Genomic DNA, 13,020 nt, shown 5'->3' on the forward strand with positions numbered 1-13,020 from the left:
CAATGCCTCGCTGCCCGCCCAAAAGACCACCCCCTGTTCCTCCCTTGAAGCGATCCATTGACGGGGTGCCGGGCGATGCGCATTGTCTGCAGCTAAGGTTGACGACCACCCCCTACTGCGACAGGGCCTTCAACCACTCCCCCTCTGTCCCCAGGGGCCATCCCCCTCTAATCGGCAGGCGCCATGGAGCGTTCCTGTTGTTCCTGCCGTCTCTGCATCCGGCTCTGACCCTTCAGAGCACAGAAGAGAGGACACGATATGGATTTCATCCACCAACTCGGTATTCGGAAACTCAACTCCGGCGTCTCTACAGGAACCAGCTGGCTCTCCCCGACCAGGGAGAAGCGCCTCAAGTCCCGCTCCCCCATCGACGGCAAGGTGATCGCCTCGGTCCGCTGTGGCGGTGCCGAGGAACTGGAACAGATCCTGGCCACCGCTCAGGAGAGCTGTGCCCTCTGGCAGCAGGTCCCGCCGCCCCAGCGGGGCGATATTGTCCGCCAGATCGGTCTTGAACTCCGCGAGCAGAAAGAAGCCCTGGGCCGTCTGGTCTCCCTGGAGATGGGCAAATCGCTCCAGGAGGGATACGGCGAGGTCCAGGAGATGATCGATATCTGTGATTTTGCCGTGGGCCAGTCCCGCCTGCTCTCCGGCGCCACCCTGCAGTCGGAACGCCCCCTCCATCGGATCTATGACCAGTACCATCCCCTGGGGCTGGTCGGGATCGTCACGGCCTTCAACTTTCCGGTGGCGGTCTGGTCCTGGAATGCGATGATCTCCGCGGTCTGCGGCAATGTCAACATCTGGAAGCCCTCCTCCCTGGTGCCCCTGACCGCCATTGCCGTCCAACACCTCATCGGCCGGGTGCTGCGCAGCAACCAGCTGCCCGAAGGGATCTTCTCCCTGGTCATCGGCTCCGGCAGGTCCGTAGGCCAGGCCATGCTCCAGGACCCCAGGATTCCGCTGATCTCCTTTACCGGGTCGGTGGCTACCGGTCGTCAGGCCGCCCAGACCGTTGCGGCCAGGCTGGGAAAATCCATCCTCGAGCTGGGCGGCAACAACGCCATCATCATCACTCCCCAGGCCGACCTCAAACTCGCCATCCCGGCGGTAGTCTTCGGGGCCGTGGGCACCGCCGGCCAGCGCTGTACCACCACCCGCCGACTCATCGTCCACAAAAAGGTCTATAAACAGGTCAAAGAGGCGCTGATCACCGCCTACCAGAGCCTGCGCATCGGCTCGCCCCTGGACCCGGTAAACCATGTGGGTCCCCTGGTCAACCAGGAGGCCGTGGCCGCCTATGAGCAGGCCGTCACCGCCATCACCGCCCAGGGCGGCAGGATCATCTTCGGCGGCAAGGTGCTCAGCGGCAAGGGCTACGCTTCCGGCTGCTACGTCATGCCGACCCTGGTAGAGGCCGAGCCCTCCATGCCCCTGGTCCGGGAAGAGACCTTTGCCCCCATCCTCTACCTGCTCAAGTACAAGGGCGCACTTGAGCAGGCCATCGCAATCCAGAACGGGGTCAGCCAGGGACTCTCTTCGGCGATCTTCACCACCGGGCTGGCCGAGGCCGAGACCTTCCTCTCCAACCAGGGCTCAGACTGTGGGATCGCCAATGTCAATCTGGGCACCTCGGGCTCGGAGATCGGCGGGGCCTTTGGCGGTGAAAAAGAGACCGGTGGCGGCCGGGAGGCCGGCTCCGATGCCTGGAAGGCCTACATGCGTCGCCAGACCGTGACCATCAACCATGGCACTGCCCTGCCCCTGGCCCAAGGCATCACCTTTCAGCTCTGAGCGATCTTCCCTTCTCCCTGGCCCGCCGGCTAAGCGCCCCCCGCGCTTCAGCCGGCGGCACCTTGGCCGCTCTCTGACAACCGACTTCACTGGAGGTTTAGCGATGATGACTCCCCATGATGTTGCCCCGACCCTGGCACGACATATCCTCACCGACGGCCTGGACCTGGTCCTGGACCTGAAAAAGTCCTCCGGCTCCTACCTGGTGGATAAGCTGAGCGGTGCACCCTTCCTGGATTTCTTCTCCATGTATGCCTCCATGGCGGTGGGCTACAATCATCCCAAGCTGCTGGCCGCACAGGATCAGCTGGCGCCCCTGGCCGTGCAGAAACCCTCCTGCTCCGATGTCTACACCGAGGCCTATGCCGAATTCATGGCCACCTTTGCCAGCCACGCCATGCCCGACTACCTGCCCCACGCCTTTTTCATCGAGGGCGGAGCCCTGGCCGTGGAAAACGGACTCAAGACCGCCTTTGACTGGAAGGTCCGAAAAAACCTGGCCAAGGGGAACCATCGCCGCCAGGCAAGCCAGGTCATCCACTTTCAGCAGGCCTTCCACGGCCGTTCCGGCTATACCCTCTCCCTGACCAACACCCATGATCAGCGCAAGACCAAGTTTTTCCCCACCTTCAACTGGCCCAGGATCATCAACCCCAAGCTCCGCTTTCCCCTTGACCAGGCACAGCTGGAGGAGGTCAGCCGCCGGGAAAAGCTGGCCATGGATCAGCTCACAGAGGTGATCAAGGAGGCAGGAGACGACCTTGCCGCCCTGATCATCGAACCGATCCAGGGCGAGGGCGGCGATAACCACTTCCGGCCCGAGTTCCTCCAGCAGCTGCGCGATCTCTGCGACAACCATGAGCTGCTCTATATCATGGACGAAATCCAGACCGGCCTCGGCCTCACCGGCAGATTCTGGGCCCACGAACACTTCAATGTCCGACCCGACATCCTCTGCTTCGGCAAAAAGACCCAGGTCTGCGGCATCCTCGCCTCAAAACGTATCGATCAGGTGGCTGACAACGTCTTTGCAGAGTCCAGCCGGATCAACTCCACCTTTGGCGGCAACCTGATCGACATGGCCAGATGCAGCCATATCCTCAAGATCATTGCCGAAGACGAACTGGTCGCCAACAGCCGGATCCAGGGAAAACGGCTGCTTTTGGGGCTGAAGGCCCTGGCTGGAGAGTTCCCGGAACTGGTCAGCAACCCCCGGGGCAGAGGCTTGATGTGCGCCTTTGACCTGGACAAGGAGGAGAGCAAAAACAACTTTATCCAGGCCGCCTTTAAAGAAAAGTTCCTGCTCCTGGGCTGCGGCGAGAAGACCATCCGTTTCCGGCCCCACCTGACCGTTGCTGAAGCGGAGATTGATGAGGCCCTGACCATCCTCGCCCGCCTGCTGAAGCGGATGCGCAGATGAAGGCCTCCACCCGCGCCAAGCTGGTTGACAAACTCCGCCGACAGCTGGACGGCGAGGTCCGCTCCGATGAGGCCACCCTGGAGCGCTACTCCACCGACAACTCCATCTATCAGCTCAAACCCCTGCTGGTGGTCTGGCCGGACTCCATGGAGGATCTGGAAAAGATCATCCTCCTGGCAGGCAACGAAAACCTGCCCATCACCCCCCGGGGGGGCGGCTCAGGCACCGCCGGCAGCGCCCTGGGCCGCGGGATGGTGCTCCGCTTTCGCCAGGACGGCTTTCTGGGAAAGATCAAGGGGATGAGCTGCAGTGGGGGCCAGTGCAGGGTCGTTGCCGAGGTGGGCGTCTCCCATCAACGCCTCCAGGACTACCTGATCCGACGCGGCTACTACCTGCCTGCAGACCCTTCCAGCGGACCCCTCTGTCAACTCGGCGGCAACATCGCGACCAAGGCCAGCGGTCCCCATGGCCTCTCCCACGGCGCCATAGACAACTTCATCGAGCAGCTTGAATTCTTCACCGCCCAGGGCAACTACATCAACACCCAGGTTCCCTCTTCCATTCCACGGGAGCTGAGCTGCGCCATCACCTCCCTGCTCAAGGCCATCAGCAATGATCCCCCCTCCCTGGAACTCCTCAGGGCCAGAGCCGCCATGAAAACAGCCAGCGGCTATAACCTCAAGGCCCTGCTCCAAGAGTGTTCGCCAGGCACCAGGCTGGCCAGACTGCTGGTGGGCAGTGTCGGCACCCTGGGAGTGTTCACCAGGGCCACCCTGCGGGTGGAAGCCCATACCCCGGAGAAATCCGCCCTGCTCCTCTGTTTCCGGAGTCTGGCCGAGCTGGCCGAGGCCGTTGCCCTGGCCAGGGAACATCAGCCCACAGCCATGGAGTTGATCAGCCGCCAGACCATCAGCATCATCCAGTCGAGGACAGGGCGGGATCTGGGCCTGCCTGACAGCGGCCACCTGCTCTTCATCGAGTTTGAGGGAGCGCACCGCCAGGAGCAGTTGGAGACGGTAGCCACCCTCTTAAAGGGCCAGGGATTCGATTTTACCGCCCCAGCGCGGCAGGCTGGCGATGAGCAGGAGTTGCAGGCACTCTGGAAGGTCAGGAAACAGATCCTGCCCATCCTGATGCACCCAGGTCCGGCCCTGCGGGCCCTCTCCCTGGTCAATGACGTGGGCGTGGACCCCATCTACCTGGCCCCCTTTATCGCCGACCTGGAACAGCTCTTTGCCCGCCTCCAGCTGGAAACCATCCTCTTTGGCCATGCCGGCAACGGCAACCTCCACCTCCGCCCCCTGATCGATCTCTCCAGGCCGGACCTGAAGGAGCACCTCCAGGCCATCGCCGACCAGGTCTATGGGCTGGTCTTCCGTTACCAGGGCACCATCACCGCCGAACACGGTATGGGCCGGCTGCGCGCCCCCTATCTGCAGCAGGAGTGGGGAGCTGCAATCTATCAGCAGATGCAGACCTTGAAAGAGATCTTCGACCCCAGGGACCTCCTCAACCCAGGGGTCATGTTCAGCCAGGAACCGATCACCAGCCACCTTCGTTCTGAACTGACCGGAGCCAGACCAAAACCCGGACAACAACAAGGAGTCCCCCATGGATGAGAACAGACCCTTTCAATGGCAGCGACATCCACAGGCAGAACGCTTTCTCCTCAAACTCCTGGAGGAGGCGCAGCAGGCCAATCCCGCGATCCGCGCCCTGGAAGAGGGGCTCAGCACCACCAGCTCCACACGCCTCTTTGACTGGCTGGACCACTTCATCCTGGAAGGCTCCGGCGAGCTCCAGACCCGGCTCGAGGCCCTGGACTTCATCCCCCAACACCAGGCCCAGCTGACCCTCTTCCTCCACCGCGACTCCACCCTGCCGGCGGTGATCACCCGTCCGGGCAAGGAGGAGCCCGCCGGAATCGCCCTCCGGGTGGACAGTATCGCCCATTTTCTCCAGTGCAACGGCCTCCAGGGTGAGATACGAGGTGAGCCCCTGGCACCCCTGCGCAGGTGCTGCGCTACCCCGGACTGCCATTGGGCACTCTATGCGGTGGAACGCAGAGGAGGCAAAGGCTACCTGCCCACCACGATCATGCCCTACAGCCAGGCCCAGTACCTGGAGTCCCAGGAGCAGTGGCAGACCATCCGCCGCACAGCGCCCACACCAGCCGAGGAGAAGCAGCTCCTCTCGAGCTTAGTGGATACCGCCGAGCACCTCATCGAGACCCTGGGCCGGGATACGGCCGCCCATGTGATCTGCCAGGCGGAACGGGGGTACTGGATGGCCCGCAACCGGGTGGCCCGTATCCAGAAGATGCGTCAGGATATCCTGGGCATGGGCTGGGCCAACCACGACCATCACACCTTCCGCAGCTCCAGAAGACACTTTGCCAAACTGGTGGAATTCTTCAGCCTGCTGGGTTTTGAGAGGAGGGAACGCTTCTATGCCGGCAAGGAGGCGGGCTGGGGGGCTCAGGTGATGGAGAACCGGGATGCCGGCCTGTCCCTGTTTCTGGATGTTGACCTGGCCCCGGAGGAGGTGGCCCTGGATTTCTCCACCCAGGGCCTGGAGGAACGGGAGGAGTTGGGGACCGTGGGTCTCTGGTGCGGGCTCCACGGAGACTCCATCCTGGCCGCCGGCATGCATCACCTGGCGGCAAACTGTCTCTTTGAGCTCCTGCCCCAGGATCTGCACCGCTACCAGACCGACTTCATGGCGCCGTTCAGTGATTTCGACTACCTCAAACAGTCCTTCAGCAGGGGGGAGATCTGGGAGGTGGCCCCCTCCAGGGTTCAGGCCCTGGTGGAACGCCGGGCCATCACCCCGGCCAAGGCCGAGCAGTTCCTCAGCAAGGGGGTCATCGGCAGTCACCTGGAGAATATCCAGCGCCGGGAGGGCTACAAGGGCTTTAACAAGAACAACGTCAACCTGATCATCCGCGGGACCGATCCCCGCCGCTACCAGCAGTAAGCACTTCGCCCGCGCAGCGCCCTCGGACGCCATCCCTGGAACGCTGGCGGGCGCTTCTGCCTCTCCTCTGCCTGACCAATCGAAAACAAAAGCTTCCTCCGGCCTCCGGGGAACCCGACGGCAGCAGGGCTGGCCTTGGGACTCACTCCTCCTCGGCCTGGCGCTTGAGCAACTCAAAGAAGGCGTCTGCGGGCAGAGGCCGGCTGTAGAGGTATCCCTGGATCTCGTCACAGCCCTCACGTTCCAGGAAATCCTTCTGGATCTCGGTCTCCACCCCCTCGGCAACCATGCGCAGCCCCAGGGCCTTGCCCAGGCTCAACATGGCCCGGACAATGGCCTCTGCCTCGCTGTTGGTGCCCAGGTCACAGATAAAGGACTTATCGATCTTGATCATGTCAAAGGGAAAACGGCGCAGATAGGCCAGGCTGGAGTAACCGGTGCCAAAGTCATCCATGGCCAGGGAGAAGCCCTGCTCTTTCAGCTCGTTCAGGAGCTTGGCCGCCCGCCTGGGATTGTTCATCACCAGGGATTCGGTGAGTTCCAGCTCCAGATTGATGGGCTTGAAACAGGTCCGCTGCACCACCCCCTGGAGCATCTGCAACAACTCCTGGTAGCGAAACTGCCTGGCCGAGACGTTCACCGAGACCCTCAGGTTATAGCCGGTCTCGATCTCCCAGTCGCAGGCCTCGGCCACGGCGGTACGCATGATCCAGTCCCCCAGGGGCATGATCAGGCCGGTCTCTTCGGCAATGGGGATAAAGCTGTCGGGCAGGAGCAGCCCCATGGTGGGATGGTTCCAGCGGACCAGGGCCTCCACCCCCACGATCTTCTCTGTTCGCAGGTCATACTGGGGCTGATAGTAGAGTTCCATCTGGTGCTCGCTCAGGGCATTGTGGAGATCCTGCTTCAGGTCCAGCCAGAGCGCGGCCCGCTGGGTCAAGCCCTCGGCATAGTAGCGAAACCAGCCCTTATCGTTGGCCTTGGCCCGATACATGGCGGTATCGGCGTGCATCATCAGGGTCTCGGCATTATCGCCGTCCTTGGGGTAGAGCGCAATCCCAATACTACAGCCCAGATACAACTCCCTCCCATCCATGGGGAGTTTACGGCCGATCTCATCCAGGAGCCTGCGGACGATGGTGGTCACAAAATGTTCGTTCTCCGGGGCATACAACAGGACCACATACTCATCTCCGCCGATGCGGGCCACGGTGTCCACCTCTCGGACACAGCCACTGATCCGGCGACCAAGCCGCTTGAGCACCGTATCCCCCACGACATGGCCCAGGGTATCATTAATCTCCTTGAAGTTATCCAGATCGAGAAAGAGCAGGGCCAACTCCTCCTCACTGCGCCTGGCCATGATGATGGCCTGCTGCAGGCGGTTATCCAGGAGATTGCGATTGGCCAGACCGGTGAGGGTATCGAAGTTGGCCTTATGCTCCAGCTCCAGCTCATACTCTTTGCGGGCGGTCACATCCTGGAGGGTCTCCACGGCCCCTACGATCCCGCCGTCGAGGCCGTAGAGCGGGGCTGCCGTAAAGTAGAGCCACTTGGGCCCGGATTGAAAATCGGGAAAATGGGCAGTGGCCTCCCAGGCCCCGGCGATCAAGGGCGACCTGCTGCAGATCGCCTGATAGTACTCCGGGATGGTATCCTGCTTGCTGCTGATCACCAGGTCCGCCATCACGGGCCGCTCCTGGGCATAGAAGGCCTGCCACTGCTTACGGGTCCCCACCATGGACTCGGCAGGGACGCCGTTCAAGGCCTCACAGGCCCGGTTCCAATGGGTGACCCGATGCTCCCGGTCCAGGACAAAGATCGGTACCGGTGAGCCGTCGATGATCTCGCCCAAGAGGTGCTGGTTCTCTTCCAGGGCCTGCTGGGACTCTTTCTCGGCCGTAATATCACGGAGGGTCTCGATGGCGCCGATGATCTCGCCCTGGCTGTTTTTCAGGGCTGCGGCAGAAAAGGCCAGCCATCTGCCCCCACCGGGGAGACGGGGAAAGTAGTCCTCTGCCTCCCAGGTGTGCTCCAGGATGGGCGAGGGAAAATACTTGGCCGCATAGTAGCGCTCCAGCTGGTCCATCTTGCCGTCAACGATCAGGTCTGCCATCACCGGCCGCTCCTCCGGATAAAAGGGCTCCCAGATCCTGGTGGTGCCGATCATGGTCTCGGCGGAGACACCGGTAATATATTCACAGGCCTTGTTCCAGTGGAGTACCCTGTGCCGGACATCGATCACAAAGGTCGCCACTGGAAAATTTGCTATGATCTGGGACAACAGGGTTTCGTCACCACCCTCCATCTCCAAACCAGGAATTGTGTTCTTCAAGCTTCCCCCTCACAGTCAATCAATAGGGTACTTTCAAAAATGAGATTTTTCGATCAAGATCAAGGCATGAGAAATTTATTCCGCAGGCATATAATCGATATACCGAGGATGAAATTTTCACCATAACGCAAAGACTGGAAGAAAAAACCGTTTTGCAAGGTAACCGATAGCGGATCCACCCCTCCGGCCCCGGCGAAGTCAGCGATCCAGTTGCCTTTACTATAAGCATCTGAGCCGCGCTGCCCTGTTTCATTTCTCTTGAACCTTGACCCGGTCCTCAAAACAGAGACCTGCCTGCCCTGCTCTCCCCTTGCCTCTGCAGGCCTGGATCATAGAGACAACAGTAGCTGAAGATAACCAAAAAGAGAACAGGAAAGAGAGGTGGGGATACGCCCTGAAGGTCAAGGCGTCAAAGACTCAGCCTAAGAAGAGCCCAGGAAGACTCTGGCAGGCAGAGCTGGAGGAGGGGTGGAGGGGGGGCAAGCCCTGAAAAGGTTGAAAAAACCAGGGAGCAGGCCTGGCAGGCTCCCTGTTGGAGCTCCCGGAGCCTGCTCCGTACAGCATAGAGCGTAAAGCGCTGATGCCTGGGCAGGAGGGAAATCAATCCCCCCTTTCCTGTTCAGGACATCAATCCTGCGCCTCGGTGGTGGACTGCACCTGCTGGATCATATAGTTGTTGACCGCATCCTGGACGGTTTTAATGGCCAGGTAGGCACAGTGCTCTTCTTTTTCAGGAAACTGACCGATCCTGGCCAGGACATCCTGGCCGGTGAGGTCAAAGATCTCTTCAATACTCTTGCCGATGGCCATCTCGGCGGCAAAGGAGCCGCAGACATTACTTGAGCCGCAGCCATCGGTGACATAGCTGGCCTCCGTGACCCGGCTGTCAGCAAACTTTAAAAACATCTCCATGGTATCACCGCAGCTGCCGGTGATCCGTCCCTTGCTGTCCGCATCCTCCATCCTGCCGCCAAAACGGGGATTGCGCCAACGTTCAAAACCAGTGGCGCCATAGGCATCCTTGGCGTCATCAAAGACCTGCTCCTGGATCTTATCGACCAGGGCATTAAACTGTTCATCGTTCATCTACAACATCTTCCTTTCAAACACGGTTCAAACACATGGCTGTGGCTGGTTCCGATTACTCCCTGCCGCTAGCTCCTCCCTCGACAAGATCGCTCGGCTGCCTACCAGTGGGCATCAGCGTTGGCGCTGTCGGTATAGCTCACCGCACCGCTCTGCATCTTTTCTACCGCGTCACGCACCGTACCGGTGATATCGCTGACCACCTTGATCCCGGCCGCAGAGATGGTTTGAAAGGCCTTGGGACCGCAATAGCCGGTCATCAGCACCTCGGCACCGGTATCGCTGACCATGGTGGCGGCCTGGATACCTGCCCCCTTGAAGGCGGCGCAGTTGGCGCTGTTATCCATGGCTTCGAAGTCAAGGGTATCGGTATCAACGATCATTATGTAACTTGCCCGCCCGAAGCGGGGATCTACTTCACTGTCCAAAGTGGTTCCTTTGGAGCTTACCGCAATCTTCATATCATCACCTGAAAGGTTTAAAAAATCTGATTAGGTATCATACCCAGCCAAAACTATCTCTACAGACAGGGGACTGATGTTATTTCTCTTCTAATATCCGGGAGACAGATTTATTTTCAAAAAAAACATGTAAAAAAAATCAGTCCCCTACCTCTGTAGCGAGAAATTCAATCTGTCTCCCGAGGGTAGAAGAAAAATGACTGAGCTTCATGGGTAATCAGATAAAAAAATGCCTGCCCGGTAAAGGGCCAGTACCAACAGATAAAGGGGAACAAACGTTCCGAGGTAGGAGAAACTCTGAAGTTAAGTGCAAAGAATCCTTACCAGGCAGGCAAGTGCTTAGCGACCGCCACCGCCTCCGCAGACATCGTTATCCGTGATCATCGGCAGGTTACCGGCAAGAAAATCCTCCACCACCGGCCTGATATCCGGACGGGCACTGTCATGGTAGACCTCGATACCTACCTGACGAAAACCCATCAGGGGCCGCATCCCGATTCCACCAACAACAAGAGCGTTGACCTTATTTTCAGCAAGCAGGTTTACCGGCACCATGCATCCACCCTGGACATGTTCCCTGTTGGGAACAATGGAAACTTCCTTGATCTCTCCGTTCTCGAAATCAATGCAGGTAAAGACATCACAGTGGCCGAAGTGTCCTGCCCGCTTGCCGTCTAAACCGCCCTCACCCTCAGAGGGGATTGCTACTCTCATTGTCGCCATATTCCTTCCTTCTCATTAAATGTTAACTATCGAATTACTGCCTTCATATCCAGCACACCCATGTTGTTCAACACCGATGCACCCTCTATCTTCTCCCAGATGGCACGAACCGCCTCCAGGGTCGCAGAGTCCTTGTTATCCTCTCCATATTCGAAAATATTCTCCCCCTTGACCATGGCATGAACAAAGATCGGATCAAAGGGAACCATGCCCAAGACCTCCATGTTCCGCTTTGCCGCCACCTCGGTGATGGCTGCAGAGAGTTCAAGGTTCAGGTCAAACTTATTGATACAGATCATCCCGGGAATCTTGAAGTGGGAGGCCAGCTCCGCCACCCGGATCATATCATGGAGGCCGGAGACCGTGGGCTCCACCACAATCACCAGGGCGGTGGCCCCGCTGATGGCGGCAATCACGGGACAGCCGATCCCGGGAGGGCCGTCGGTGATCAGCAGGTCACAGCCCTGTTCTTCGGCAAGATTTCTGGCCTCTTTGCGCACCAGGCTGACCAACTTACCGGAGTTCTCTTCGGCAATGCCCAGACGGGCATGGACCATGGGGCCGTACTTGGAGTCGGAGATAAACCACTCCCCGCACTTCTGGATGGGAAAATCGATGGCCCCCTCCGGACAGAGATCCACGCAGACCCCGCACCCCTCACAGTGGAGAGGGTTGATGACCAACTGCTCGTCAATGGCCGCAAAGCGGCACAGATCCCGGCAGGTCCCGCACTGGCTGCAGCTCTCCTCCCGAATCCGGGCGATTCCTCCGCCCATGAAATCCGTGATCATCCGGACCTGGGGCTGGGCCAGGAGGTGGAGGTCGGCAGCATCCACGTCTGCATCACAGACCACCTTGTTGGCCGCCATCGAGGCAAAGGCTGCGGTCAGGCTGGTTTTGCCGGTTCCGCCCTTGCCGCTTAAAATAACTAGTTCCCGCATCAGCTTATCTCTTAATTAGGATTCCACTATGGCTTCAATCCGGTGATACAGCTCCCGAAATTTTTCCGCCCACTCCGGCATGGCCTCGACCACGGACTGTCCCGATGAGTAGACCTCGGCAATCCGGCGATCAAAGGGGATTTCCATCAGGATGGGAATCTCCTGCTCCCGGGCATAGGCGTAGACCTCCCGGTTGCCCAGATCGGCACGGTTGATGACCAGGCCGCTGGAGATGCCGAGCAGCTTGACCGCCTCCACCGCCAGCTTGAGGTCATGGAGGCCAAAGGGCGTCGGTTCGGTGACCATCAGCACAAAGTCCACCCCATCGATGGCGGCAATAACCGGACACGAGGTGCCTGGAGGCGCATCGATGATGGTCAGTCCCTGGGCACGAGTGGCCTTGCGCACCTCCTTGATCAGGGGCGGCGCCATGGCCTCGCCCACCCGCATCTTGCCGTGGGCAAAGGTGATCTTATCCCGCTGCCCCTCTTCGATCACGCCCAGTTCCCGGCCGGTCTCGGTGATGATCCCCTCCGGACAAACCAACATGCAACCGCCGCAACTGTGGCAGAGTTCGGGAAAGACCAGGACCTGCTGGCCGACCACGGCGATGGCGTTGAAACGACAGATATCCATGCACTTGCGGCACTGGGTACACTTCTCCACCTGGATCTCAGGGACCGGGGTCTCGACCTGGCGGCTGCTGGAGATAGCAGGCTCGAGAAAGAGATGAGCATTGGGCTCTTCAACGTCGCAGTCCAGAAAGGTCAGCTCCGTTTCCAGGGCCTGGGCCATGTTGGTGGAGACCGTGGTCTTGCCGGTACCACCCTTACCACTGGCTACACTGATGATCATGACGGATCCGCTCCAAGCGGCTCAAGGAGGAGGGCAACCTTGGCCAATTTTTCCATGAAATATTCGGCATCTTTCTGTCCGGGAACAGGAGAGAGCTGGACCAGGATCCCCAGGCCTTCGGTGGCCTCGTGGAACTTCCCCGGCCCCAGTCCGCTGACCAGGGCGGTGTTGACCATGGGGTTCAACTTGACCAGTTGCTCGATAAACTGGATACCGCTTCCATTACTTAAGGCCTCATCAACCACGATGACCTCGGCCTGCCCCTCTTGGCCCCGCTGCAAGGCTGCAGCAGGGTCGTCTGTTTCCTCTAACGAGATATTCGGATGCTGTGCCAACACCTCTTTAAACACCTGAAAATTCGATTGTTCCTTATATACCAACAGTGTTTTCACTCGCATCACTCCTGAATAATTGTTCACCTGTTGCGGCCAC

General features: G+C 59.7%; 11 protein-coding genes. 4 read left to right on the plus strand and 7 right to left on the minus strand.

The window, feature by feature from the left end; genetic code table 11:
* Positions 1 to 258: 258 nt before the first annotated feature.
* The 4 genes from amaB (at position 259) to G494_RS0111860 (ending at position 6,187) form a co-directional block, all read left to right on the plus strand.
* The gene (gene amaB / locus G494_RS0111845; RefSeq protein WP_028584713.1) at positions 259 to 1,791 is read left to right on the plus strand and encodes an L-piperidine-6-carboxylate dehydrogenase; all 1,533 of its coding nucleotides are present in this window, start codon (positions 259 to 261) and stop codon (positions 1,789 to 1,791) included.
* A 103-nt stretch (positions 1,792 to 1,894) separates the two neighbouring features.
* Entirely contained in the window at positions 1,895 to 3,211 is a 1,317-nt protein-coding gene (gene lat / locus G494_RS0111850; protein ID WP_028584714.1) for an L-lysine 6-transaminase, read from the plus strand.
* A complete protein-coding gene (locus G494_RS0111855) occupies positions 3,208 to 4,830 on the plus strand; it encodes an FAD-binding oxidoreductase (RefSeq protein WP_028584715.1) in 1,623 nt (540 codons plus the stop codon). The genes lat and G494_RS0111855 overlap by 4 nt, the downstream gene beginning before the upstream one ends.
* Entirely contained in the window at positions 4,823 to 6,187 is a 1,365-nt protein-coding gene (locus G494_RS0111860; protein ID WP_028584716.1) for a hypothetical protein, read from the plus strand. Before G494_RS0111855 ends, G494_RS0111860 begins: the two co-directional genes overlap by 8 nt.
* Before the next feature lie 142 nt (positions 6,188 to 6,329).
* Here G494_RS0111860 and G494_RS23190 read toward each other — a convergent pair whose 3' ends face one another.
* The 7 genes from G494_RS23190 to G494_RS25500 form a co-directional block, all read right to left on the minus strand.
* Positions 6,330 to 8,522, minus strand: coding sequence for a sensor domain-containing protein (locus G494_RS23190; RefSeq protein ID WP_153305857.1), 2,193 nt, complete (start codon positions 8,520 to 8,522; stop codon positions 6,330 to 6,332).
* A gap of 627 nt (positions 8,523 to 9,149) precedes the next feature.
* The gene (locus G494_RS0111875; protein ID WP_028584718.1) at positions 9,150 to 9,608 is read right to left on the minus strand and encodes an iron-sulfur cluster assembly scaffold protein; all 459 of its coding nucleotides are present in this window, start codon (positions 9,606 to 9,608) and stop codon (positions 9,150 to 9,152) included.
* A 101-nt stretch (positions 9,609 to 9,709) separates the two neighbouring features.
* On the minus strand, positions 9,710 to 10,069 hold the full coding sequence (locus G494_RS0111880) for a NifB/NifX family molybdenum-iron cluster-binding protein (protein ID WP_028584719.1): 360 nt from the start codon (positions 10,067 to 10,069) through the stop codon (positions 9,710 to 9,712).
* Between the two features lie 339 nt (positions 10,070 to 10,408).
* Positions 10,409 to 10,792, minus strand: coding sequence for a NifB/NifX family molybdenum-iron cluster-binding protein (locus G494_RS0111885; protein WP_028584720.1), 384 nt, complete (start codon positions 10,790 to 10,792; stop codon positions 10,409 to 10,411).
* Between the two features lie 26 nt (positions 10,793 to 10,818).
* Complete coding sequence (locus G494_RS0111890) at positions 10,819 to 11,733, minus strand: ATP-binding protein (RefSeq protein ID WP_028584721.1); 915 nt, start codon at positions 11,731 to 11,733, stop codon at positions 10,819 to 10,821.
* 15 nt (positions 11,734 to 11,748) lie between these two features.
* Complete coding sequence (locus G494_RS0111895; RefSeq protein WP_028584722.1) at positions 11,749 to 12,588, minus strand: ATP-binding protein; 840 nt, start codon at positions 12,586 to 12,588, stop codon at positions 11,749 to 11,751.
* Complete coding sequence (locus G494_RS25500) at positions 12,585 to 12,980, minus strand: response regulator transcription factor (protein ID WP_161629981.1); 396 nt, start codon at positions 12,978 to 12,980, stop codon at positions 12,585 to 12,587. Before G494_RS25500 ends, G494_RS0111895 begins: the two co-directional genes overlap by 4 nt.
* Positions 12,981 to 13,020: the final 40 nt, after the last annotated feature.

The organism is Desulfogranum mediterraneum DSM 13871 (genome assembly GCF_000429965.1).
Taxonomy (GTDB): domain Bacteria; phylum Desulfobacterota; class Desulfobulbia; order Desulfobulbales; family Desulfobulbaceae; genus Desulfogranum; species Desulfogranum mediterraneum.

Coding starts and splice junctions, on each gene's coding strand:
- amaB (WP_028584713.1), top strand. CDS start 259: ATGGATTTCATCCACCAACTCGGTATTCGGAAACTCAACTCCGGCGTC.
- lat (WP_028584714.1), top strand. CDS start 1,895: ATGATGACTCCCCATGATGTTGCCCCGACCCTGGCACGACATATCCTC.
- G494_RS0111855 (WP_028584715.1), top strand. CDS start 3,208: ATGAAGGCCTCCACCCGCGCCAAGCTGGTTGACAAACTCCGCCGACAG.
- G494_RS0111860 (WP_028584716.1), top strand. CDS start 4,823: ATGGATGAGAACAGACCCTTTCAATGGCAGCGACATCCACAGGCAGAA.
- G494_RS0111875 (WP_028584718.1), bottom strand. CDS start 9,608: ATGAACGATGAACAGTTTAATGCCCTGGTCGATAAGATCCAGGAGCAG.
- G494_RS0111880 (WP_028584719.1), bottom strand. CDS start 10,069: ATGAAGATTGCGGTAAGCTCCAAAGGAACCACTTTGGACAGTGAAGTA.
- G494_RS0111885 (WP_028584720.1), bottom strand. CDS start 10,792: ATGGCGACAATGAGAGTAGCAATCCCCTCTGAGGGTGAGGGCGGTTTA.
- G494_RS0111890 (WP_028584721.1), bottom strand. CDS start 11,733: ATGCGGGAACTAGTTATTTTAAGCGGCAAGGGCGGAACCGGCAAAACC.
- G494_RS0111895 (WP_028584722.1), bottom strand. CDS start 12,588: ATGATCATCAGTGTAGCCAGTGGTAAGGGTGGTACCGGCAAGACCACG.